19 protein-coding genes and 2 pseudogenes are annotated in these 21,503 nt (G+C 59.6%); 12 read left to right on the top strand and 9 right to left on the bottom strand.

The genetic code is table 11. The features are described from left to right. Nucleotides 1–702: a DnaJ domain-containing protein gene (locus E4P82_RS04915; RefSeq protein ID WP_169247851.1), complete on the top strand. Its 702-nt coding sequence runs from the start codon at nt 1–3 to the stop codon at nt 700–702. Between the two features lie 5 nt (nt 703–707). On the opposite strand, the gene E4P82_RS04910 is transcribed toward E4P82_RS04915, so the two are convergent. After that, nucleotides 708–1,829 (bottom strand): 3-deoxy-7-phosphoheptulonate synthase, encoded by a 1,122-nt coding sequence (locus E4P82_RS04910; protein ID WP_169247850.1) that lies wholly within the window; start codon nt 1,827–1,829, stop codon nt 708–710. Between the two features lie 111 nt (nt 1,830–1,940). Here E4P82_RS04910 and E4P82_RS04905 point away from each other — a divergent pair, with 111 nt between their 5' ends. Both E4P82_RS04905 and E4P82_RS04900 read left to right on the top strand, forming a co-directional pair. Beyond that, a complete protein-coding gene (locus tag E4P82_RS04905) occupies nt 1,941–3,110 on the top strand; it encodes an MATE family efflux transporter (protein ID WP_169247849.1) in 1,170 nt (389 codons plus the stop codon). After that, the gene (locus E4P82_RS04900; RefSeq protein ID WP_169247848.1) at nt 3,079–3,300 is read left to right on the top strand and encodes a hypothetical protein; all 222 of its coding nucleotides are present in this window, start codon (nt 3,079–3,081) and stop codon (nt 3,298–3,300) included. Before E4P82_RS04905 ends, E4P82_RS04900 begins: the two co-directional genes overlap by 32 nt. Here the strand turns inward: E4P82_RS04900 and serS are convergent. After that, a complete protein-coding gene (serS, locus tag E4P82_RS04895) occupies nt 3,278–4,561 on the bottom strand; it encodes a serine--tRNA ligase (RefSeq protein WP_169247847.1) in 1,284 nt (427 codons plus the stop codon). The genes E4P82_RS04900 and serS overlap by 23 nt on opposite strands. 146 nt (nt 4,562–4,707) lie before the next feature. After that, nucleotides 4,708–5,910 carry a thiolase family protein gene (locus E4P82_RS04890; RefSeq protein WP_169247846.1) on the bottom strand — a complete coding sequence of 401 codons (1,203 nt, stop codon included), beginning with the start codon at nt 5,908–5,910 and terminating at the stop codon, nt 4,708–4,710. A gap of 386 nt (nt 5,911–6,296) precedes the next feature. On the opposite strand from E4P82_RS04890, the gene E4P82_RS04885 reads away from it, so the two are divergent. Together E4P82_RS04885 and E4P82_RS04880 are read left to right on the top strand one after the other, a co-directional pair. Then, a complete protein-coding gene (locus tag E4P82_RS04885; RefSeq protein WP_169247845.1) occupies nt 6,297–7,829 on the top strand; it encodes an HPr family phosphocarrier protein in 1,533 nt (510 codons plus the stop codon). Next, entirely contained in the window at nt 7,771–7,938 is a 168-nt protein-coding gene (locus E4P82_RS04880) for a hypothetical protein (RefSeq protein ID WP_169247844.1), read from the top strand. Before E4P82_RS04885 ends, E4P82_RS04880 begins: the two co-directional genes overlap by 59 nt. 28 nt (nt 7,939–7,966) lie before the next feature. Here E4P82_RS04880 and E4P82_RS04875 read toward each other — a convergent pair whose 3' ends face one another. From E4P82_RS04875 to lolA, 3 genes are all read right to left on the bottom strand, one after another. Further along, nucleotides 7,967–9,205: a 6-phosphofructokinase gene (locus tag E4P82_RS04875; protein ID WP_169247843.1), complete on the bottom strand. Its 1,239-nt coding sequence runs from the start codon at nt 9,203–9,205 to the stop codon at nt 7,967–7,969. A gap of 77 nt (nt 9,206–9,282) precedes the next feature. Further along, nucleotides 9,283–10,620 carry a replication-associated recombination protein A gene (locus E4P82_RS04870; RefSeq protein WP_169247842.1) on the bottom strand — a complete coding sequence of 446 codons (1,338 nt, stop codon included), beginning with the start codon at nt 10,618–10,620 and terminating at the stop codon, nt 9,283–9,285. Then, nucleotides 10,610–11,227 carry an outer membrane lipoprotein periplasmic chaperone LolA gene (gene lolA / locus E4P82_RS04865; protein ID WP_169247841.1) on the bottom strand — a complete coding sequence of 206 codons (618 nt, stop codon included), beginning with the start codon at nt 11,225–11,227 and terminating at the stop codon, nt 10,610–10,612. The genes E4P82_RS04870 and lolA overlap by 11 nt, the downstream gene beginning before the upstream one ends. Nucleotides 11,228–11,744: 517 nt before the next feature. Between lolA and E4P82_RS04860 the strand changes: the two genes are divergently transcribed. Both E4P82_RS04860 and E4P82_RS04855 read left to right on the top strand, forming a co-directional pair. After that, a complete protein-coding gene (locus tag E4P82_RS04860) occupies nt 11,745–12,425 on the top strand; it encodes a hypothetical protein (protein ID WP_169247840.1) in 681 nt (226 codons plus the stop codon). 430 nt (nt 12,426–12,855) lie between these two features. Next, nucleotides 12,856–14,085 (top strand): pyrophosphate--fructose-6-phosphate 1-phosphotransferase, encoded by a 1,230-nt coding sequence (locus E4P82_RS04855; RefSeq protein ID WP_169247839.1) that lies wholly within the window; start codon nt 12,856–12,858, stop codon nt 14,083–14,085. A gap of 90 nt (nt 14,086–14,175) precedes the next feature. Here E4P82_RS04855 and E4P82_RS04850 read toward each other — a convergent pair. Both E4P82_RS04850 and E4P82_RS23525 read right to left on the bottom strand, forming a co-directional pair. Next, a pseudogene (locus E4P82_RS04850) lies at nt 14,176–15,796 on the bottom strand (DNA translocase FtsK); the annotation flags it as partial. Between the two features lie 214 nt (nt 15,797–16,010). Then, nucleotides 16,011–17,000, bottom strand: coding sequence for a DNA translocase FtsK 4TM domain-containing protein (locus E4P82_RS23525; RefSeq protein ID WP_420887064.1), 990 nt, complete (start codon nt 16,998–17,000; stop codon nt 16,011–16,013). A gap of 365 nt (nt 17,001–17,365) precedes the next feature. Here E4P82_RS23525 and E4P82_RS04840 point away from each other — a divergent pair, with 365 nt between their 5' ends. The 5 genes and pseudogenes from E4P82_RS04840 to E4P82_RS04820 all read left to right on the top strand — a co-directional run bounded on the left by E4P82_RS04840 (nt 17,366) and on the right by E4P82_RS04820 (nt 21,056). Further along, nucleotides 17,366–18,541 carry a GNAT family N-acetyltransferase gene (locus tag E4P82_RS04840; RefSeq protein ID WP_169247837.1) on the top strand — a complete coding sequence of 392 codons (1,176 nt, stop codon included), beginning with the start codon at nt 17,366–17,368 and terminating at the stop codon, nt 18,539–18,541. Continuing rightward, nucleotides 18,513–19,247, top strand: a complete 735-nt coding sequence (aat, locus tag E4P82_RS04835; protein WP_169247836.1) for a leucyl/phenylalanyl-tRNA--protein transferase — start codon at nt 18,513–18,515, stop codon at nt 19,245–19,247. Before E4P82_RS04840 ends, aat begins: the two co-directional genes overlap by 29 nt. Then, a pseudogene (locus E4P82_RS04830) lies at nt 19,244–19,968 on the top strand (arginyltransferase). Before aat ends, E4P82_RS04830 begins: the two are co-directional and overlap by 4 nt. A gap of 158 nt (nt 19,969–20,126) precedes the next feature. Then, the gene (locus E4P82_RS04825) at nt 20,127–20,363 is read left to right on the top strand and encodes a hypothetical protein (RefSeq protein ID WP_169247835.1); all 237 of its coding nucleotides are present in this window, start codon (nt 20,127–20,129) and stop codon (nt 20,361–20,363) included. A 15-nt stretch (nt 20,364–20,378) separates the two neighbouring features. Beyond that, on the top strand, nt 20,379–21,056 hold the full coding sequence (locus E4P82_RS04820) for a TAXI family TRAP transporter solute-binding subunit (RefSeq protein ID WP_169247874.1): 678 nt from the start codon (nt 20,379–20,381) through the stop codon (nt 21,054–21,056). Between the two features lie 128 nt (nt 21,057–21,184). Here E4P82_RS04820 and E4P82_RS04815 read toward each other — a convergent pair whose 3' ends face one another. After that, the gene (locus tag E4P82_RS04815; RefSeq protein WP_169247834.1) at nt 21,185–21,472 is read right to left on the bottom strand and encodes a hypothetical protein; all 288 of its coding nucleotides are present in this window, start codon (nt 21,470–21,472) and stop codon (nt 21,185–21,187) included. Nucleotides 21,473–21,503: the final 31 nt, after the last annotated feature.

Raw genomic sequence — 21,503 nt, 5'->3', positions numbered from 1 at the left:
ATGCTGATTCGGGTGTTGCTGGTCGCGGCTGTTCTGATCGGCCTGTATCTGTTGGTTCGCAAGTTGCGCCGCTCGGGTTCGATTGCCCGCTTGCCGCGCCTGTTGGCGGCGGCTGGGATCGCCGGTTTTCTGATGCTGCTGACCGTGCGCGGCGGTGCCGAGATTGCCGTGCCCTTGCTGGCCGTTCTGGCGCCGTTGCTGCTTCGCTGGTTGCAGCTTCCCTCCCCCTCCTCCACCACGACTGGTCAGGCCAGTCCGAACCAGTCCGCCGTCACCACCCGTTTTCTGGACATGACGCTCGATCATGCCTCCGGCGTCATGTCCGGCACGGTTCGCGAAGGCCGGTTTGCCGGCCGTTCCCTACAAGACCTCACACTACCGGAATTGTTGGAACTCTGGCGGGAGTGTCAGTCCGATCCGCAATCGACGGCGGTGCTGGAAGCCTATCTGGATCGCCATGCCGATGCGAGTTGGCGCGACCAGGCGGACATTGGGCGGAAGGATCGGACGCAAGCCACGGAAAACAATCGCATGGATCGGGCCGAAGCTTATCGGGTCCTTGGCCTGCAACCCAGCGCCGGCCGTGACGAAATCCAGGCCGCTTACCGTCGTTTGATCCAGCGGGTTCACCCCGATCAAGGCGGTTCCAGTGATCTGGCCGCGCGAATCAATCAGGCGCGGGACGTCTTGCTTCGTCGGTAGGAACTTCAGTGCTGGCCGTGCCGGCGGCGGCTGAGCGCCAGTCGCTTCTCGTAGCATTCCCGCGCCAGGGCAAGATCGTCAAGGAACCAGCCCAGTTCGCTCAATAACAGGGCTTGTGGACCATCCACCAGCGCCTTGGCCGGTTCCGGATGGAAATCCACCAGCACCATGTTGGCGCCGGCCACCACGCCCTGCGCGGCGGCGTGCATCAGATCCAGAATCCCGTCCGGTGCATGCTCGCGCGAACCGACCGAATGCGAGGGATCGACGCACACCGGCATGCGGGTCAGTCGCTTGATCACCGGTACTTGACTGAAATCCACCAGGTTGCGGTGCGGGTCGCCCATGTTGGTTTTCACCCCGCGCAGGCAGAACACCACCCGCGAATTGCCTTCGCTGGCCAGATACTCGGCGGCGTTGAGCGACTCGTTCAGGGTGATGCCGAACCCTCGTTTGAATAGCACCGGAAATTCTTGCTGACGCCCGACCGCTTTCAGTAACTCGAAATTCTGCGTGTTGCGCGTGCCGATTTGCACCATGACTCCGGTGGGTCGTCCGGCTTGTTCCAGGCTTTCATGGATTTCCGCCAGATGATCCTCGTGGGTGATCTCCATGGCGATGACCTTGATGCCGTATTTACCCGCCAGATCGAATACGTACGGTAGACAGTCCTTGCCGTGTCCCTGGAAGGAATAGGGATTGGTGCGAGGTTTGTAGGCTCCCATTCGTGTGCAGGTCTGCCCGTGGTCCCGCAGGGCCGCGAGCATCTGTTCCACATGTTCGGGGGTATCCACGGCACACAGGCCGGCGAAGATATTCAGGGTATCCTGAGCGAAGCGAATGCCGTTGTATTCGAAGCCATTGGTGCGTTGCTGGTCCTGGTGCCGGCCCAGAATACGGTACTCTTCGGATACCCGGATGACTCGTTCCACCCCCGGCAAGGCATGAAGGTCCTCGGCCGACAAGGTCTTGGTGTCGCCGATCAGGTAAATCTCGGTGAGCGTCTGTTGTGCACCCTGCACCTTGTGAACGCGCATGGTGATGCCTGGCATCTGGGACAGATGGTCAAGCGTCGTCCGATACTCTTCGGAGATCTCCGTAATGTTTGGATCCAAAATGATGATCATGGCGTTGTTTGCACCTAGATGGAGTAGCCAGAGCCTCTTTTCCCGGCGGGACGCCATACTACCATTGCCCGGCGGCAACGCCAGTACCTCCACGAGCCGGACCGCGTCATCATGAGCTGCTGGCCATCGTCGCTTTTCAGTCTCCGCTTGCGCGGCGAACTCGCCGCTCTGCTTCGGATCGGCGGCCCGCTGATGGCCGCGCAGTTGGTACAGACGGCGATGGGGTTTTTCGATACCGTCATGATGGGTCGAGTTGGGCCGATCGAACTCGCCGCGGTCGCCATCGGGACCGGATTGTGGCATGCCCTGTTTTTGTTCGCGCTGGGTATCCTGATGGCGTTGAGCCCCTCCGTGGCTCAACTCAACGGTGCCGGCCGCATCGCCGCGATCGCGCCGCTGGTTCGGCAGGCGCTATGGCTGGGCGCGGCCTTGGGTTTGTTTTGCTGGGCGATGTTGCGGCGGATGGAGGTGGGATTGACCTTGTTGGGCATCGAACCGGCCATCGTGCCCATCGCCGGGGATTACCTGCAGGCGCTGTCCTGGGGAATGCCACCGATCTTCGTCTATATGGGCCTGCGCTTGTTCAGCGAAGGGATCGCTCGAACCCGTCCGGTCCTGCTGATCAGTCTGCTTGGGTTGTTAGTCAACGTTTTGGCCAACTACGCATTGATTTTCGGTCGTTGGGGTTTTCCGCCCATGGGTGCGTTGGGCTGTGGGATCGCAACTGCTCTCGGCATGTGGACGATGCTGGTGGGTATGGTTGTCATGATGTGTTTGGATACCCGCTATCGCCACTATGGTTTGTTTCGACAATGGGACTGGCCATGCTGGCGGGAATTGCGGCCGTTGCTGGTCTTGGGATTGCCGATTGGCATCGGGTTGTTTTTGGAAACCGCTATTTTCGCCACCGTTGCCCTGTTGCTGGGCCGGCTCGGCGCGGTGGCGGCGGCCGCGCATCAAGTGGCTTTGAATGTAGCAGCCATGACCTTCATGATCCCACTGGGTTTGAGCATGGCTACCACCGTGCGAGTAGGACACGCCATGGGCGCGGGCGATCCACGCGCGGCTCGATACAGCGGTCTGATTGGCATCGCCCTGTCTGGGTTGTTCATGGCGGTCATGGCGATACTGATCTTCGGTGCTCATCGAACGATAGCGCGTTTCTATACCGATGATGCGGCGGTGGTGGCGGTAGCGGCGGGTTTGTTGCGACTGGCCGCGTTTTTTTCAGATTTCCGATGGTTTGCAGGTGGGGGCTCTTGGCGCGCTGCGCGGTCTTAAGGACACCCGGCTGCCCTTGGTGATTGTGCTGGTCGCTTATTGGTTGCTGGCCTTTCCGTTGGCTTGTCTGGGAGTTCGCGTGGGATTGGGACCAGCCGGTCCGTGGCTGGGTTTGATCGTGGGTCTGACCGTGGCCGCCGTGTTATTGAATCTGCGGTTCTGGCGGCTTAGCGCCCGTCGGGGACGATGATGTCCAGTCCTTTCAGGTAGGGTTTGAGCGCCTCGGGAACTTGGATGTGGCCTCGTTCGTCTTGGTAGTTCTCGATCACCGCCACCAAGGTTCTGCCCACCGCCAGGCCGGAGCCGTTAAGTGTGTGAACTAGCTCCGGTTTTCCCGTGGCTGGGTTGCGCCAGCGGGCTTGTAGTCGTCGGGCCTGAAAATCCTCGAAATTACTGCACGAGGAGATTTCCCGATATTTTTGCTGGCCGGGTAGCCAGACTTCCAGGTCGTAGGTTTTGGCTGAGGCGAAGCCGATGTCGCCCGTGCAAAGGGCCATTACTCGGTAAGGGAGCTCCAGCCGCTGCAACACGGTTTCGGCGTGGTTGGTCAGCGCTTCCAGCGCCGCGTAGGAGTCCTCGGGGCGAACGATCTGCACCAGCTCCACTTTTTCGAACTGGTGCTGGCGGATCATGCCGCGTACGTCCTTGCCGTAAGAACCCGCCTCGCTGCGGAAGCAAGGGGTGTGCGCGACATAGTGCAGTGGGAGACAGTCGGCTTCGAGGATATCGCCACGCGTCAGGTTGGTGACGGGGACTTCCGCAGTGGGGATGAGGTAGTAGTTTAGGTCGCCGCTTAGTTTGAACAGGTCGGATTCGAATTTTGGCAGTTGTCCGGTGCCGCGTAGGCTATCGGCGTTGACCAGGTAGGGTACATAGACTTCTCGATAGCCGTGTTCCTGGGTGTGCAGGTCGAGCATGAATTGGGTCAGTGCCCGGTGCAGTCGAGCTAGTTGGCCCTGGATGACCACGAATCGGGCTCCGGTTAGTTTGGCTGCCGTTTCGAAGTCCAGACCACCATCCGCGCCTAGATCCACATGGTCGCGTGGTTCGAATGGTAGTTGGCGGGGCTTTCCCCAGCGTCGGATTTCGACGTTGTCGGAGTCGCGACTACCGCTTGGGGTGCTGTCGTGTGGTGTGTTGGGAATTTCCAGTTGGAGAGCGAGTAGCTGGAGTTGGATGGCGTCTAGTTCGCTTTCGGCTTGTTTGAGGTTGTCGCCGAGAGATGCGATCTCATTGAGTAGCGGTTGGATGTCTTGTCCGCTGGCTTTGGCGTGGCCGATGGTCTTGGAGCGAGTATTGCGCTCGTTTTGTAGTTCCTGTGTTCGAACTTGTAGATTCTTGCGCTGGGTTTCCAAGGCGCTGATGGATTTTACGTCCAGTGTATAGCCCCGCCGGGCCAGTTTGGCGGCGGTTTGTTCCGGTTCGCTTCTGAGTAGTTTGGGGTCCAGCATAAAGGTTTGATGATCCTGTTTGGGTATTTGGCTGCTGTGGATTATATCGTTGTGGGTTATGATTTCGTGAGATGATGATATAAATTTCGGATTTCGATAAGGCGGCCTTTTCAGGCCGCCCGGATCGATCAAAAACTCAGCTTAGCTTAGATGTCGCGGGTCCACAGCGAGGCCATTGATGGGCCCGTGCCGACGCACAAGGAAGCGCCACCCGTGCTCTTGCCTTGCCGCTCCAGCTCGTAGTACAGGCTGACCACGATACGCAGGCCGGTCGAACCGACCGGATGACCCAGCGCAATACCGGAACCGTTGAAGTTGCAGTTATCCGGAGTCAGGCTCATCCCCTGCTCTTTCAGCATCCGCCCCACGCCCAACCACTGCGCGGCAAAGGCTTCGTTGACTTCCCAGTAATCGATGTCTTCGAACTTCAAACCGGCCTGCTTGAGGCACTTCGGAATCGCCACCGCCGGACCCAGCCCCATGACTTCCGGCTCAATGCCGGCGTTGCAGATGCCGACCAGCTTCATCAAGGGCTTGATACCCAATTCCTTGGCCTTGTCCAACGACATGATGACCACCGCGCTGGCGCCATCGTTGATGCTGGAAGCATTAGCGGCGGTAACCACGCCATCTTTCTTGAAGGCCGGCTTCAGTTTACCCATGCTCTCCAGGCTGGCGTCCGGGATGAAATTCTCGTCGGCCTCGAAGAAGGTCGGACCCTTCTTAGACTTGAGTTCGACCGGCACGATCTCGCGTTTGAAAACGCCTTCCTTGGTGGCCGTGGTGCAACGGGTGTGGCTGATCAGCGCCAGTTCGTCGCATTCCTGGCGGGTGATGCCGTACTTGGTCGCGACGTTTTCCGCCGTCATGGCCATGTGACCGGGCACCAGTTCGTCGAACAGGCCGTCATGGATCATGCTGTCTTCGATGTTGCCCTGCCCCATCCGGTAGCCCATGCGGCCCTTGGGCAGCAGGTAGGGGGCGTTGGTCATGCTTTCCACACCGACCGCCAAGCCGATCTCGGTCTGGCCCAGCATGATGTTGTGGCAGGCGATCTCCAGCGCGCGCATGCCGGACGTGCAGTTCTGGTTGACCGATACGGCGCTGCTGTAGGCGGGCAAACCAACCCGCATGCTCACTTGGCGGGCCGGCAGGGAGCCTTGCATCCCGGTGTACAGTTGGCCCATGCAGATTTCGTCGATCTTGTCGGCTGGAACGCCGGACCGCTCGATCGCACCCTTGGCCGCGGTTATCGCCAGATCGCGAGCCGATACGTCCTTGAGGCTGCCCATGAATTTACCAATCGCCGTGCGAGCGGCGCTGACAATCACGACTTCTTTAAGAGCCATCAGTTACTCCTCAGATTTTATGTAGTTACGGTAGTTGTGCGTTGGCTCGGGCCTGTCCCCGACTTTGTTGCCGAAGTCTCCTACCTTGTATATCCGCGCGTGCTGGGCGGCAGCGCGCGAACGGACGTTGGAAAGTAAAGCTCAACTTTCGTGTATGTCAATTTTTCCCGTTGTCTGGTGATAAATATGATGATATAAGGCGCGCGTTATGAAAATGTTCTGGCCGCCATTTCAACTGGACGCGAATAAGACCCTGTCGTTAATCAGATTATCAAGCCGCCAGGCTCGGCCTTGGGCCGACGCGGAGAAGCATCCATCGCCCATTCGCCCTGGATGCCCTTTACCCGGGTTATTTATTCGATGGCCATCATGATAAGCGGTGGCGAGTGAGCTATTCTTCCGACTGGATTCATCGGTTCGACGCCTTGGCCAGATTGGCGGCGCCAACGAGACACCGTCATGACCCTTGGAAAAGACCCGAAGCCGTTGGCGGCGGAGGCACCATCAACGACCATGAGTTCACTCATCTAACCGGCCAACGCGCCCGCCGTTTGCTGCAACTGGCACGGCTATTTTCGACGAGCAGCCCGAATTCCAGCTATTTAACCCGTATTTTCATAGGTGATTTACTCTCTCAATCCATTCAACTGGAAGAATTCCTCGATGCTTACGGCGCGCGCAACAATCGCCGCTGGTCCCGGTTTCGATCGCTGACCGCCACGATCAAGCTATTTGCCGACGTCTGTTACGAACTGCTCCACATCAAGTACTCCCTGCCGTCCTATCAGCTATTGCCCATCGAGCGGGATTTCGCCGCAAGCACCGCCCAGTCGCTGGAACTCACCCGCGAAATCCTGGCCACGGCAACCCATGGAATTCTCGTACAGGCTGCTCGTCTGAACCTGCCGGTTCCGGTTGACGACACCGCCATGGAACAATTCGTCGAGCACCTTCCCGCCGGTCGTCTGGCGCGGGACCGGGCCATGCGCAAGGTCAAGAGTGCCGCCGAAACCGTCACCCAACTCGCCACCGCCTATCTGAATCTGGCCGCCGAAAGCGAGCTTCTGAACATCGTCGAGAAAACCGATCCAGCGGAATATTCCGCCTGTTTCCCGGACCCCGTCAGCGAGGACAATCTACGCTTTTTGAAATTTCGCTTTCACAGCCTGCAATCTCTTTACGATACCCACGTCTCCGAGACCGAAGTCGAAGGCCTGGATGCGGGCCTGCCGATCCTGCGCGGCCATGTCAGCGTGGTCTATCACCTATTGGAAATCGCCACCCAACTGGTCCACTATTACGAGCGCCATCTCAATATAGACACAGGCGACTCTTCATTACGGCGCAAGCCAGTCATCGCACTCCAAACCCTGCTGACCATGCTGATGAATTACGCCATCGCCTTTGCGGGGCTTTACCTCAATCAGGGACAATCCCTGTCGTATACCATGCTCAGACGGTATGCCGAAGTGGGAAGGGTTACGGTGCCCGTGCCTTGCTACCGAGGATTACACGTCCGACCGGCCACTCTGATCGCGAAAATCGTGCGTCATTACGGCAGCGACATACGCATGGAGTTGGACGACCAATCCTACGACGCCAGTTTGCCCATGGATATTTTCAGGGCCAACGAAAAGATCAACGCCAAAAAAAAGGCGCTGGTTGATTCTGGAAATCGGTTACTTTCCGTTACCGGCCGGCAACCTGAACGACCGACAAATCCAAACCGTCATCCTGGATGTGGTGCTCAAGCTGGCCGAACAGGGCAAGCTCTTTCTCTATCAACAGCCGCTGCAACTCTCGAACGAATTCGATCGGACCGGGATCCTGCTGGAAAACATCACCACCGAAATCGCCCATTTGCTGGCCACCGGCCAGATCGATATCAAGACCGACCTGACCATTGCGTTCACCGGTGATAAACGGGTCCTGAGCGACCTGCTGCTGTTGGCCCAATCCGGCTACGGCGAGGATTGTTTCGGCAACAACATCGCTCTGCCCAAGGAACTGGCCTACCTACGCCGCTAGGCCAACAGGCGACGGGAATCGGACCGGATCAGTCGCCCAGCTTGACCATCGGCGCCCACAATCGCTCCAGGCGAGGCAGGTCATCGCCGAGCAGCGGTCGTAGATAGCCGCGAAATGCCTCGGTCACTCCGTTGCCCTCGGCGTTGATGAACGCGTCGGGCATGTGCCGGGTCTGGGCGGCGATCTCGTTCAGATCGGCCAGTTCGTACTTGGCCGCATAATCCCCGACGCGCTTGATCACCACCGAACCGCTCATGTGGTGCTCACAAGCGTAATGGACCGCCTTCTCGCCCACCTCGCGCGCTTCGCGGGCATCCACGCTGGATACCACGCCCGGAAATGAGCGCTGCAAATAACCGAAGGTATCCGCGCGCACCCGCTTGATGCCCAGCCGCTTCTGCACGACATCGGCCAGTTCGTCGGCCAACGCGCCGCCGGAAAGCTGGATGTTGCCGTGGGCATCGACCTGCGGTTCGCGGCCCGCCTTGCGCATCAGCTCGGCCGCGAGCGGAATCTCCCGACCCTTCCCGTCCCGGCTCGCCCACACCCCTTCCGAAATCGCCACGACGCAGCGACCCTGTTGCTGGAGCGTACGGTCGATGTCGGCGAGATAGCGCTCGATCGAAAACGGTCGCTCCGGCAAGTAAATCAAGTGTGGGCCGTCGTCGTCGTGCCGACCGGCCAGCGCCGCGGCCGCCGTCAGCCAGCCGGCATGACGGCCCATGACCACGCCGATATAGACCCCTGGCAAGGCCATCATATCGGCGTTGATCCCGCCGAAGGCGCCGGCGACGAAACGAGCGGCGGAAGGATAACCGGGGCAGTGATCGTTGACTGGCAGATCGTTGTCGATGGTCTTCGGGATGTGGATGACCCGCAGCTCATGACCTTCCCGGCTGGCGTATTCGTTGACGATCCGCACGGTATCGGACGAGTCGTTGCCGCCGATGTAGAAGAAATAGCGGACGTCGTGTTTTCTGAACACCTGAAAAATCCGCTGGCAATATGCCGCGTCCGGTTTGTCGCGGGTGGAACCCAACGCCGAAGACGGCGTTTGGGCAACCCGTTCGAGATTGTGAGTAGTCGCCTCGGACAGATCGACGAAAGTTTCGGCGACGATGCCGCGTACCCCGTGGCGCGCGCCCCAGATCCGGGTCACTTCCGGGAATCTCCGCGCTTCCAGCACCGCGCCGACCAGGCTCTGATTGATCACCGCCGTCGGACCGCCACCTTGGGCGATCACGACCTTGCCCGTTAATCGACTCATAATAAAACGTTCTCCCAGTGGTTCGTTTGCCAAGCCTCCTCACCCCCGATCCTTTCCCCAGAGAGAGGGAAGCTTTCTTATTGTTTCTCAGAGTATCGCCGCCGGCTGCTGTGCCGATCCAGCTCCCGCAGCCGCTCCAGTTTTTCCCCGATCCGCCCTTCCAGGCCGTTGGCGGTCGGTTGATAGTAGCGGGCAGCTTGCAGCGCTTCGGGAAAATAGCATTCGCCAGCGGCGTAGGCATGTGCTTCGTCGTGCGCATAGCGGTAACTCTCGCCGTGTCCCAGCTCCCGCGCCAGCTTGGTGGGCGCATTGCGCAGATGCGGCGGCACGTCTAGCGTGCCATGATGTTCGACATCGCGCCGCGCCGCCGCCAGTGCGGTATAGACCGCGTTGCTCTTGGGCGCGACCGCCAGATAGACCACGGCCTGGGCGATGGCCAATTCGCCTTCGGGACTACCCATCCGCTCCTGCGCCTCCCAAGCGTTCAGCGCCAATTGCAGGGCGCGGGGGTCGGCGTTGCCAATATCCTCGCTGGCCATCCGCGCCACCCGCCGGGCGAGATACAACGGATCGCAGCCGCCGTCCAGCATCCGAGCCAACCAATACAACGCCGCGTCCGGGCTGCTGCCGCGCACCGCTTTGTGCAGGGCGGAAATCTGATCGTAGAACAGATCGCCGCCCCGATCGAAGCGCCGCCCCGCTCCTTCGTTCATCACCTCCGGCAACGCGGCTTCCAAGGTCGTGCCCTGCGCCGCCGCCAGTTCCGCCGCCAGTTCCAGCCAGATCAGAGCGCGGCGCGCGTCGCCGTCGGTGGACTGGGCCAAGCGATCCCGCGCCGCCTCGGACAGCGGCCAGCGACCACCCAGACCGCGCCCGGCATCGCTCAGGGCGCGGTCCACCACCTGACGGATGGCGACGGGGTCGAGACTGTTCAATACATAGACCCGTACTCGCGACAACAGGGCGTTGTTGAGGGCGAAGCCGGGGTTTTCGGTGGTGGCGCCGATGAACGTCAGGGTGCCATCCTCGACATAAGGCAGGAATGCATCCTGCTGGGCCTTGTTGAAACGGTGGACCTCGTCCACGAACAGCACGGTGCGACGCCGCTGCTCGCGCCACAGCACCTGCGCCCGTTCCACCGCCGCTCGCACCTCGCGCACCCCGGCCATCACCGCCGACAGCCGGATGAATTCCGCCTGACAGGCTCCGGCCAGCAGTTCCGCCAAGGTGGTCTTACCGGTGCCGGGTGGTCCCCACAGCACCATGGAATGCGGCTGACCTCGTTCGATGGCGACCCGCAACGGCTTGCCGGAAGTTAACAGGTGCGGTTGACCGACAAACTCATCCAAGCCGCGCGGACGCAAGCGGTCGGCCAGCGGTCGAAGCGCATCGGCGTCGCTCGCTTCAGCCGGCATCGCCGACCACGTCCACGCCGGGTGGCGGGGTGAATTTCAGCAGCGCGGGATCGATCGTTGGGTTGCGCTCCAGCTTCTGGAAATCCAGCCGGGTACGCTGACCGAAACTGTCCTCCAGTTCTAGACTGACCAACAGATCGCCCTTGAAAGCGACCCGCAGCAGACGGAATTCGGGCTGCGGTTGTTTGGGTTCCAGCTCGTACCAGGTCAAGCCATCCCGGCCGAGCGCGTTGCTGACGGTAAAGGTTTCTTCGATCGGCGCCGCACCGCTCAGCAGGGCCAGCGGGGTCGAACTCAGGGCCTTGTCCAGTTTGCGAACCGTCACTTGCGCCAGATCGACATCGTAGGCCCACAGCCGATTGCCGTCGGCGACGATGATTTGCTCGGCAGGCGTTCGATAATCCCAGCGGAACTTACCGGGCTTCTGCATCAGCATCTGACCGCTGGAGCTTTGCACGACCCGCGACCGCTCGTCGAACACCCGCTGGATGAAATCGGCCCGCAGCGATTGCAGATCCTGGAAATAGCGCTGCACCGGCGATGGCGTCGCCCAAACCGGCGACATCAACAGCATGCTCAGCATCAACAATAACAATTGGCGTATCACGATGGGTTCTCTCGTTGAGGTTTCCAGCATAGACCACACATCGCCGGGTCGTTCCATCGCCGGTAGGAAAGGTCGAGTCGTGAGGGAGGTGCCCACGGGCGGATATGGGGCGGCTCCGATTGAGTTCAGTGGACTGACCATGCCCCACTGCTACGGTTGGGGAGATGAGTGTAGATCATCTGTGCTCGGTACGGATGCGGTCATGATTGAATCGGATGTTGTCGCAAAATCGACCAAGTAACTTTTATTTGACATTCGCATCCACCCCGACTTTAATATTTTTCAGTAGGCGGCACGTTGCCATGATGGAAAACCGCGTTTGATCGATGAAAGGCGCGAGTTGTGTCCAATATCAGATTCTCGGCGCTGCGCGTCGTCGAACCCTCATTGGAGCCTCACCCCACCCATCACGACCCATGGAACTTCACAGTTCCGTGGTCAGGTGGTCAATCCACTCCGTTCGGAATGATACTCAACTCGCGCCCGTTGGGCTTCTTAGCATCTGACTGACATCGATATGCCAAGAAAGAAACGGCAACCATCCGCCAAGCTACCCGAAGCGTCTTCTGATGCTCTTGTCAAAGTGCCTTGGTATCGACGTGCGTGGTTCCTGATTACTCTCATTGGCGCCGGGATATACGGCTTGCTCGCAAACGGCCCAACGTTACTTTCAAACGCTGAAAAACTTCCCTCAGAGTTCGAGCGTGTGTCCGGCAAATTCCTCTCTTGGTACTACAAAGATCAGGCGTGGACAGGACTTTGGTCAGCGAATCCGGAAGGGTATGTTGATACAGAAGATATGAAACTATCCGATGTTGATATCAAGCTCCATCTCATAGCAGAGCATGGCTGGATCGACGGTGAAATTTCAATGAAATCAATCTGCAATGTAGTCCCCATGTTTGACTATCTACTCCTAGAAGGAAAGGTCGGCGGAGACATCGCGACTATTACTGCCTTTGATTTCATTGGAGGAGAACGAAAGAACTTCTTCCGATTTACCGCTAAACGCGATGGCGTAGTTATCACCGTTTCCCCAAAAGAGGGAGCACAGGGATGGCTTCCGTCGGCCCCAGCAAGAGTAGGGCTACATCCTCTTCTCGACGGTGAGAATCCATACAACCAATTAACCGGAACCTGTAGGGTAGAAAAAGAAGAACTCATGAAAAAGATTCGGCCGAAGGGATTGGTGCGATGATGCCCGCCCATCATTCACCGGACGCTGCGCGATAACACCGCGCAAGCCGGTGAATTCAAACGAGTAGCCATCTCATACTCCTTCCAATCAACCAGCCGTTAGTCATCCCGGTCTGAGTGGCCAACATCCGCGACAGATGCCAGTCGTGGCTTTTATGCGCCTTGACCGCCAGTTTGAGCTTACCGATCAGGAGCCTGTGAGGTTTGACCTGTTCGTCCGTGAGGCACTGGCACGACCGCTCGCGATCCCGGTCGCACTGCCAGAAGCACCGACGCCTCGCTCCCCATGGACTGGCAACCCCACCGACCGACAGCGGAAATAATTTCCGCGCACCGCGCGTTGTTCAATGGCGAAACTCACCCTACTATCTTACTTTGGTTTTTAGCCGTTCCCTTTGTTTTCCTTTAATTTAGTGAGGTTAATGTTCCCCATGAGCAAGCCCAAGAAAGTCGCGATCCTCACAGCGGGCGGTTTGGCCCCCTGCCTCAGTTCAGCCGTCGGTGGCCTCATCGAACGCTATACCGAAGTCGATCCCAGCATCGACATCATCTGCTATCACAGCGGCTACAAAGGACTCCTGCTGGGTGATTCCTATGTGGTTACTCCGGAAATTCGCGAAAAAGCCCGGCTACTGCATGGCTTCGGCGGCTCGCCCATCGGCAACAGCCGGGTCAAGCTCACCAACGTCAAGGACTGCGTAAAACGCGGCCTGATCAAGGAAGGCGAGGACCCGCAGAAAGTCGCCGCCGACCAACTGATCAAGGATGGCGTCGACGTGCTCCATACCGTCGGCGGGGACGACACCAACACCGCCGCCGCCGATCTCGCCGCCTTTCTGGCCACGAACAACTACGGGCTCACGGTCATCGGTCTGCCCAAGACCGTCGACAACGACGTGTACCCGATCAAACAATCGCTAGGTGCCTGGACCGCCGCCGAACAGGGCGCTCGCTACTTCCAGAATGTCGTCGCCGAAAACAACGCCAACCCGCGCATGTTGATCGTCCACGAAGTCATGGGACGCAACTGCGGCTGGCTCACCGCCGCCACCGCGCTGGAATACCGCAAGCTGCTCGACCGCGCCGAATGGCTGCCCGCCATCGGGCTCGGCCGTCCCTCGTTCGACATCCACGCCGTTTTCATCCCCGAGATGGAAATCGACATCGCCGCCGAAGCCAAGCGCCTGCGCGCCTTGATGGACCAAGTCGACGACATCAACATCTTCGTCTCGGAAGGCGCGGGCGTGGAAGCGATCGTGGCCGAACTACAGGCCAAGGGTCAGGAAGTGCCTCGCGACGCCTTCGGCCACATCAAGCTCGACGCCGTCAACCCCGGCAAATGGTTCGGCGAGCAGTTCGCCCAGATGATCGGCTCGGAAAAAACCCTGATCCAGAAGTCCGGCTATTTCGCGCGCGCTTCCGCCGCCAACAGCGAGGACATCCGCCTCATCAAATCCTGCGTTGACATGGCCGTCGAATGCGCCATGCGCCGCGAAGCCGGCGTCATCGGCCACGACGAAGATCGCGGTGGCGTATTGCGCGCCATCGAGTTCCCGCGCATCAAGGGCGGCAAGCCCTTCGATATCGATACCCCCTGGTTCACCGACATGCTGGCGGCCATCGGGCAACCGAAAGGCAAGAAGCTCACGGTCAGTCACTAGAAACAAAGCCGGAATATGTCGGAATGAAACCGTGCAAGCCCACGGTCGATCCCGGTGTATATCCGGCTCACGTCGTCCGTCCCCACCCCCTCAAGGCGGTGGGGGCGCGATGACCTCACGGCTGCCGTTCGACTGCAACGGCCCCACCACGCCGGCGCTTTCCATTTCCTCGACCAGCCGCGCCGCTCGGTTATAGCCGATACGCAAGCGGCGCTGCACGCCCGACACCGAGGCACGGCGCGATTCGGTCACGATGCGCACCGCTTCATCGTAGAGTGGATCGCTCTCACCGCCCCGACCCTCGCCATCGCCATTACCGTTGCCGTTGTCGCTCTCCTCGCGCGGTTCGGCCAACACATCGTCGATATAATCCGGCGCCCCGGTCTGGCGCAAAAAAGTCGACCACCCGAGTAACCTCGTGATCGTCCACGAACGCGCCATGCACCCGCTGCGGCAAACCGGTGCCGGGTGGCAGATACAGCATGTCGCCGTGCCCGAGCAACTGCTCCGCCCCCATCTGATCGAGGATGGTGCGCGAATCCACCCGCGACGACACCTGAAAGGCCACGCGAGTCGGGATGTTGGCTTTGATCAGACCGGTGATCACGTCGACCGATGGCCGCTGGGTGGCCAGAATCAGGTGTATGCCGGCGGCGCGCGCCTTTTGCGCCAGCCGGGCGATCAACTCCTCGACCTTCTTGCCGACGATCATCATCATGTCGGCCAGTTCGTCGATCACCACCACGATGAACGGCAACGGCTGTAACACCGCGATTTCGCCCGGCACTTCCGCGCGCTCCGGTGTCCAGAATGGATCAGCCAGCCCCTCCCCCGTCGCCAGCGCGTCGAGCACCTTGCGGTTGAAACCGGCGATGTTGCGTACCTTCAAGGCCGCCATCAAGCGGTAGCGGCGCTCCATTTCCGCCACGCACCAGCGCAGGGCGTTGGCCGCCTCCTTCATGTCGGTCACCACCGGGGTCAACAGATGCGGGATGTCCTCGTAAATCGACAGCTCCAGCATCTTCGGATCGACCAGGATCAGCCGCACCTCGCTGGGTGGCGCTTTGTACAGCAGGCTGAGCAGCATGGCGTTGATCGCCACCGACTTACCGGAACCGGTGGTGCCGGCCACCAGCAGGTGCGGCATCTTGTTCAGATTCGCCACCACCGGGTTGCCGCCGATATCCTTGCCCAAGGTTAGGGTCAGCGTCGCGCTCGACTGGGTGTAGACCGGCGCCTCCAGCACCTCGCGCAGGTAGACGATCTCGCGATGCCGGTTGGGAATCTCCAAACCGATCACCGACTTGCCGGGGATGATCTCCACCACTCGCACCCCGATCACCGACAGACCGCGCGCCAGATCCTTGGCTAGATTGCTGATCTGACTGACCTTGACGCCCGGCGCTGGCTCGACCTCGAAGCGGGTGATCACCGGACCCGGTTCCACCGCCACCACCTGGGCCTCGATGCCAAAACTTTTGAGCAGGACTTCCACCCGTCGGGACATCTCAATCAGCGTCTCGCTGGAATAACCGGCGGTGCGAGCCGGAGGTCGATCCAGCAGATCCAACGAAGGGAGCAGACGGGGCGCGGCCGGAGCCGGGGTGGCGACCCGCCGCGCCAGGGTCACCACCGGCGCGGGAGATGCCGGTGCGCGCGGCGCCGGATGCGGAACCACGACCGGTGGCGGCGAATGCGCCGGCTCCTCCAGAACCTCTTGCTCTTCCAGCGTAAAATCGGTTTGCGCGTCAGCCACCGGATAAGGGATCGAAACCACGCGAGCGAGTCGATCGCCACCGGCCGGAACCGCCCGCGCGTTGGCAACGCCGCCGCCGAAACCCGCGCCCGTGGGCCGGTCCGTCCGCGCTGGCGGGACCGGCGTCACCGGTTGGGCCGTTGCCGGAGGGGGCTGGTTAACGGTGGGGTTACGGCCAATGCCGGCGGTGGGCACCAGCGTCAACATATCCAGCATCGGCCTGGCGGAGGCCCCAGCGACGGGTTCGGGAGCGGCCGTAACCGCATGCGGCCGACGGTCCTGTGTCGGCAAATTCAACACCGGTTCGATGCGCGCCGACGGCCGCGAGCCTGCCACCGCCTCGGTTTTGCCAGGCGGCGGAGCGGTGTCGGGTGGCGGAATGGAGTCGGCCGAGGTGGGATTTTCGCCGGCGGCTTTCGTCGTGGACGTCCGATCGACGGCCGGTTCCTTGCTCTCGCTGGTCCGTCGGTCGCGCCACCAGGCCAACAAGCGGCTGGCGGCGCCGCGCAACCGCGCCCCTGGAGCCGATCGCTCCGTCGCCACTGGCGCCGCCTCGGCATCGGCGATCGGCTCCACCACCGGGGAATCGGGCGGCGGCGCGGCGTTGCCGTTCGCCGGACGACTCCGAGACAGCGGCGCCAGGATCAAACCGCCAACCCAGTCCGTTGCCTTCAACACCGCGCCGCCCAAACCTTCCACCAACACCAGCCACGACAAACCGGTACCCAGGGTAAACCCGGCCAGCAACAAGGCCGCCATGAACAGATTGCCGCCCGTAAACCCGAGGCTGAATCAGAAACCGGCCGACATGCATGCCCACCAACCCACCCGCCGGCCCATCGCCGGGCACCGTACCGGGAGCCGCTTGCAGATGCACCGCCGCCAAGCCGCAGGCGGTGGCCACCGCCACCGCGAAGCCCAGCACCCGGAACAACACCACCTCCGCGTCCAGATCCAGCAGCATGCCGCACTTGAACAGCCGCCAACCGCCGAACATCACACCCAGCGGCAGCAGATAAGCAGAATAGCCGAAAAAATACAGGGTAATGTCGGCAAACCATGCGCCGGTCACGCCACCGAGATTATGCGGCTGAGCCACGGGGCCGGTATGAGTCCAGGCCGGGTCCGCCGGACTGTAGGTCACCAACGCACCGATCATTCCCAACGCGACCGCAACCAACAGCCAGAAACCGACTTCCCTCAAAACACGCTTCAAGAAACGAAGAACGCCGAACCGAATCTCATGCCGTTCGGTCTTGACTCGATGTGCCTGCGCCAAAATGGAATCCTATTGGTGGTATGGTGATATGAAGGATGTGCCCGAAGTTCAAGGGCCAGCCGCCCGCGTTGGGCGCGATCACCATCGATTGGCGATCGGAAAATCGAATACGGGTTATTGTCCCATCCCCAGACGATCAGGTGAAGGGCGCCGACACGCCGGACACGAACCACCACGCCGTTTCGGGTTCAAAACCGCATGGCGCGCTTGCGATCCGATTCTCCCATCACTCCAACCCATGACTCATGCGCATCCAATTCCTCGATAGCCTGAGCGAGCTTTCCGCATCCGAGTGGAACGCGCTCGTACCCGACCACAACCCTTTTCTCAGCCATGAGTTTCTCAGCGCCCTGGAGCGGCATCGATGCGTCGGCGAATGCAGCGGCTGGATACCCCGACATCTCGCCTGCCGGGACGAACATGGGCGACTGCTGGGCGCGGCGCCGCTGTACCTGAAATACAACTCCTACGGTGAATTCGTCTTCGACTGGGGCTGGGCCGAAGCCTATCGGCGACAGGGTTTGTCCTACTATCCCAAGCTGGTCGGCGCCATTCCCTACACGCCGGTCACCAGCCCCCGGCTGTTGCTGGCGCCCGATCAGCCCGACCCTCAGGCGACGGCACGGACCATGATCGACCAGGTCTTGGAGGAGAGCCGCCACCGCCAGTTCTCCTCGATCCATTGGCTGTTCCCCACCGCCGCCGATCTGGACCCGCTGCTGGCCCAGGGCTTTCTTCACCGTCTGGGCTGCCAGTTCCACTGGCGCAACCGCAGCTACCGGGACTTTCAGGATTTTCTCGACACCTTCACCGCCAAGCGCCGCAAGAACATCAACCGGGAACGCCGGCTGGTCCGCGACGCCGGCTTGGAATTACGATTGCTCTCCGGCCACGAGGCAACCGAGGCCGAATGGCGGGTTCTTCACGATTTTTACCGCTCCACCTTCGACCGGCTGGGCGGCACGCCGACCCTGACCCTGCCTTTTTTTCAAGAGATCGCCACCACGCTGGGCGACCAGATCGTGTTGGTATTGGCCCGTTCCCAAGGCCGCGAAGTCGCCGGCGCCATCAGTTTTCGCGGCGACACCACGCTCTACGGCCGCCATTGGGGCTGCCGGGCCGATTATGACAGCCTGCACTTTGAAGCCTGCTATTATCAGGGTCTGGAGTACTGTATCCGCACCGGTCTACAGCACTTCGAGCCGGGCGCGCAGGGCGAGCACAAAATTTATCGAGGCTTTCTGCCGACGCTTACACACTCGACACACTGGATTGCTCATCCGGGTTTCCGAAGCGCCGTGGCCGATTTTCTCGCTCGGGAGACACCTGCTCTACAACAGTATGCCGGGGAACTGTTACGACATTCGCCCTATCGGGATGAGGTGACGCCGGATGCACCTGACGTGGCTGGACCCACATAACGACAATCAACCTTTTCCTCATCCAGACCGCGCCCTGACCGAACCGGACGGCCTGTTGGCCGCCGGCGGCAATCTGACGCCGCGCCGTCTGCTGCGCGCCTATCGGATGGGTATCTTTCCGTGGTACTCGGCCGATCAGCCGATCCTGTGGTGGTCACCGGACCCACGTTTGGTTTTGCTGCCAGAATGCCTCAAGGTTTCGCGCAGCTTGCGCAAGACTCTCCGCAAGGGGTTGTTCGCCATCACTGCGGACACCGCCTTCGAGCAGGTCGTCGCGGCCTGCGCCGGGCCGCGTCAGGGAGAACCGGGCACCTGGATCACCTCGGAAATGTTCCGCGCCTACTGTCGACTGCATCGGCTCGGCCACGCCCACTCCATCGAAACCTGGCAACAGGGCGAGCTGGTGGGCGGGCTGTATGGGGTATCACTGGGCCGGGTATTTTATGGCGAATCCATGTTCAGTTGGATCAGCGACGCCTCCAAAATCGCGCTGGTCGCGCTGGCCGCCCAGCTCCAGCGTTGGGAGTTCGCCGTCATCGATTGTCAGGTCACCACCGCCCATCTGTTGAGCATGGGCGCGATCGACATTCCTCGCTCCTCTTTCCTGCAATTGTTGGAATGCTATTGCCCCCAACCAGGCCAGCCCGGCCCTTGGCGGTTGGACGCCGATCTGCTCGACTCCCTGTTTGCCGGCGCGCGCCCATGAGCAACCCCCGCGATTCGCTGTACGACCTGCGCATGTTTCTGACCACCGACTATGCGTGCAGCTATTTGCCGGACCGGCGGGCGCGCAACCTGGTCGCCGATCCAGCGGTGACCGACAACCCGCTTTACACCCAACTGGCGGAACTCGGTTTCCGCCGTAGCGGCGAACACGTCTACCGACCGCACTGCCGAGGTTGCACGGCCTGCCGGTCGCTGCGCGTTCCGGTGGAGCGCTTTCAACCGAACCGCTCGCAGCAGCGGCTGTGGAAACGCAATCGGGATCTACGGGTGCGGGTGCTGCCAGCCGAATTCGACGGCGAACACTTCGAGCTGTTCGCCCGCTACATCGGGACCCGCCATGCCGGTGGCGGCATGGACCCCGCCAGCCCGGAGAACTACTGGTCGTTCGTGACCTCGCGCTGGTGCTCGACCTGGCTATACGAATTCCGCCTCGACCGGGCGCTGCTGGCGGTGGCGGTGGTGGACCGGATGGACGAGGGCCTATCAGCGGTCTACACCTTTTTCGACCCGCTCCACAAGGCGCGCGCCTCGGCACCTACGCAATCCTGTGGCAAATCGCCGAGGCGCGGCGACTGGGTTTACCGTGGGTTTATCTGGGCTACTGGATCGAGCAGTGCGGCAAAATGGCCTACAAGGCCCGCTTCAATCCGCACGAGATTTTCGTCCCGGAACGCTGGGGGTGGATGACGATGGATAACTAATCTAGATTTTGCGCAAAATCCCAGCACTCAAACCGAACCAAAAAGCCAATGATTTTCTCTGCTTCGATCCCACCATAATTCCAAACAAACCATGAAGACAGCCATCATGTTAAATACAATCAAGATGTTATTTCTGTTTGTTTTTTTTGAGCATACCCTTGACAATCCAAGCGGCTACCACTGACGATCAGGATATCACTCCGCTTACACAGCCCAGCGCGCGATCCAATAAAGGTGTAGTCAGTATCATCACAGGAAGTGTTAATGGCACCTATATACGTATCGCCTCTGAGCTTGCCACTGTTTTGGACACCGATGGTTTACGTATTTTAGCTATTATTGGCAAAGGATCGGTTCAGAACATCAGCGATCTTCTCTATCTAAAAAGGCATTGACTTGGCGATTGTCCAATCCGACGTATTAGAATACCTAAAAACGTCACGGTACCTATAAAAAATATTGAAAGTAGTATTTACTATATCGCAAAACTTTACAATGAGGAATTTCATCTACTTGCCAATTCAGAAATTAAAAACCTGAGTGATCTTTCTGGTCGAAAAGTCAATTTCGACACAAAAGGTAGCGGCACATTCCTTACCGCTTCCATTGTTTTTGATACTCTAAATGTTTCAGTGGAACCCACTTATTATGATCAAGCCACTGCATTGGAAAAATTGGGAAATCATGAGATCGATGCACTGGTCTATGTTGCTGGAAAGCCAGCCCAGTTGTTCGACAAGCTGACAACCGATAACTCCTTGCATTTCGTGCCTATTGATCACACTTCGACATTACTGGCAACCTATCTGCCAACCCAGCTCAACAGTCAAGACTATCCCCAGTTGATCGAGCCTAACCAAACGGTAAAAACAATCGCCGTCGGAGCCGTGCTAGCGGTATACAATTGGAAAAGCACCAGCCCTCGCTACCAGAAAACAGCCAATTTCGTCAATCACTTTTTTGAGAACTTCAACGAGTTTCAACTGCCGACTCGACATCCAAAGTGGCGTGAAGTCAGCTTATCCGCCGTCATTCCCGGCTGGACACGATTCAAACCCGCGCAGGAGTGGCTGGAACACCAAAAGTAAGATGACTCGTGCCAGTCCATAAATCCTGTTTGTTATTCTTGAATTAGCGCCAGCCATTACATCACCATATTTTACTCAGAATGTAGAACACGGTATATCCACCATTCCTCAGTAGCTTTGCCTTCGATTTAGTATAGTAACCGCTTCAGGTTACTCATCTCGCTTTCTCCTAACACTGAGGAATTGGATAACCAGTTTCTCAGTGCCTCAAGACGCTCGATACTTTGTGGATCAGCAGCCTTGTCCTTAGCCTGCAAATACCACTCCGCCGCCTTGACGGGATCAGGATGAAATCCTTTAATTTCCAATTGATCCAATATAACTGGATCATAAGTTTTACCAACCGCGACCATCGCTTCAACTGAACCAGCACTGGCCGCTTCCTGATAAAAAAAGCCGCGCCGCAGCCACGTCACCTCGCCCCAACAATAAATCGCCATTTTTCAT

Source organism: Candidatus Competibacter phosphatis (assembly GCF_012939995.1).
In the GTDB taxonomy this organism is placed as follows: domain Bacteria; phylum Pseudomonadota; class Gammaproteobacteria; order Competibacterales; family Competibacteraceae; genus Competibacter; species Competibacter phosphatis.
This window is presented reverse-complemented; position numbering and strand designations above follow the sequence as displayed.

Coding starts and splice junctions, on each gene's coding strand:
- E4P82_RS04870 (WP_169247842.1), bottom strand. CDS start 10,620: ATGCCGGCTGAAGCGAGCGACGCCGATGCGCTTCGACCGCTGGCCGAC.
- E4P82_RS04915 (WP_169247851.1), top strand. CDS start 1: ATGCTGATTCGGGTGTTGCTGGTCGCGGCTGTTCTGATCGGCCTGTAT.
- E4P82_RS04905 (WP_169247849.1), top strand. CDS start 1,941: ATGAGCTGCTGGCCATCGTCGCTTTTCAGTCTCCGCTTGCGCGGCGAA.
- E4P82_RS04890 (WP_169247846.1), bottom strand. CDS start 5,910: ATGGCTCTTAAAGAAGTCGTGATTGTCAGCGCCGCTCGCACGGCGATT.
- E4P82_RS23525 (WP_420887064.1), bottom strand. CDS start 17,000: ATGATCGGTGCGTTGGTGACCTACAGTCCGGCGGACCCGGCCTGGACT.
- E4P82_RS04875 (WP_169247843.1), bottom strand. CDS start 9,205: ATGAGTCGATTAACGGGCAAGGTCGTGATCGCCCAAGGTGGCGGTCCG.
- E4P82_RS04860 (WP_169247840.1), top strand. CDS start 11,745: ATGCCAAGAAAGAAACGGCAACCATCCGCCAAGCTACCCGAAGCGTCT.
- serS (WP_169247847.1), bottom strand. CDS start 4,561: ATGCTGGACCCCAAACTACTCAGAAGCGAACCGGAACAAACCGCCGCC.
- E4P82_RS04855 (WP_169247839.1), top strand. CDS start 12,856: ATGAGCAAGCCCAAGAAAGTCGCGATCCTCACAGCGGGCGGTTTGGCC.
- aat (WP_169247836.1), top strand. CDS start 18,513: ATGCACCTGACGTGGCTGGACCCACATAACGACAATCAACCTTTTCCT.
- E4P82_RS04910 (WP_169247850.1), bottom strand. CDS start 1,829: ATGATCATCATTTTGGATCCAAACATTACGGAGATCTCCGAAGAGTAT.
- E4P82_RS04840 (WP_169247837.1), top strand. CDS start 17,366: ATGCGCATCCAATTCCTCGATAGCCTGAGCGAGCTTTCCGCATCCGAG.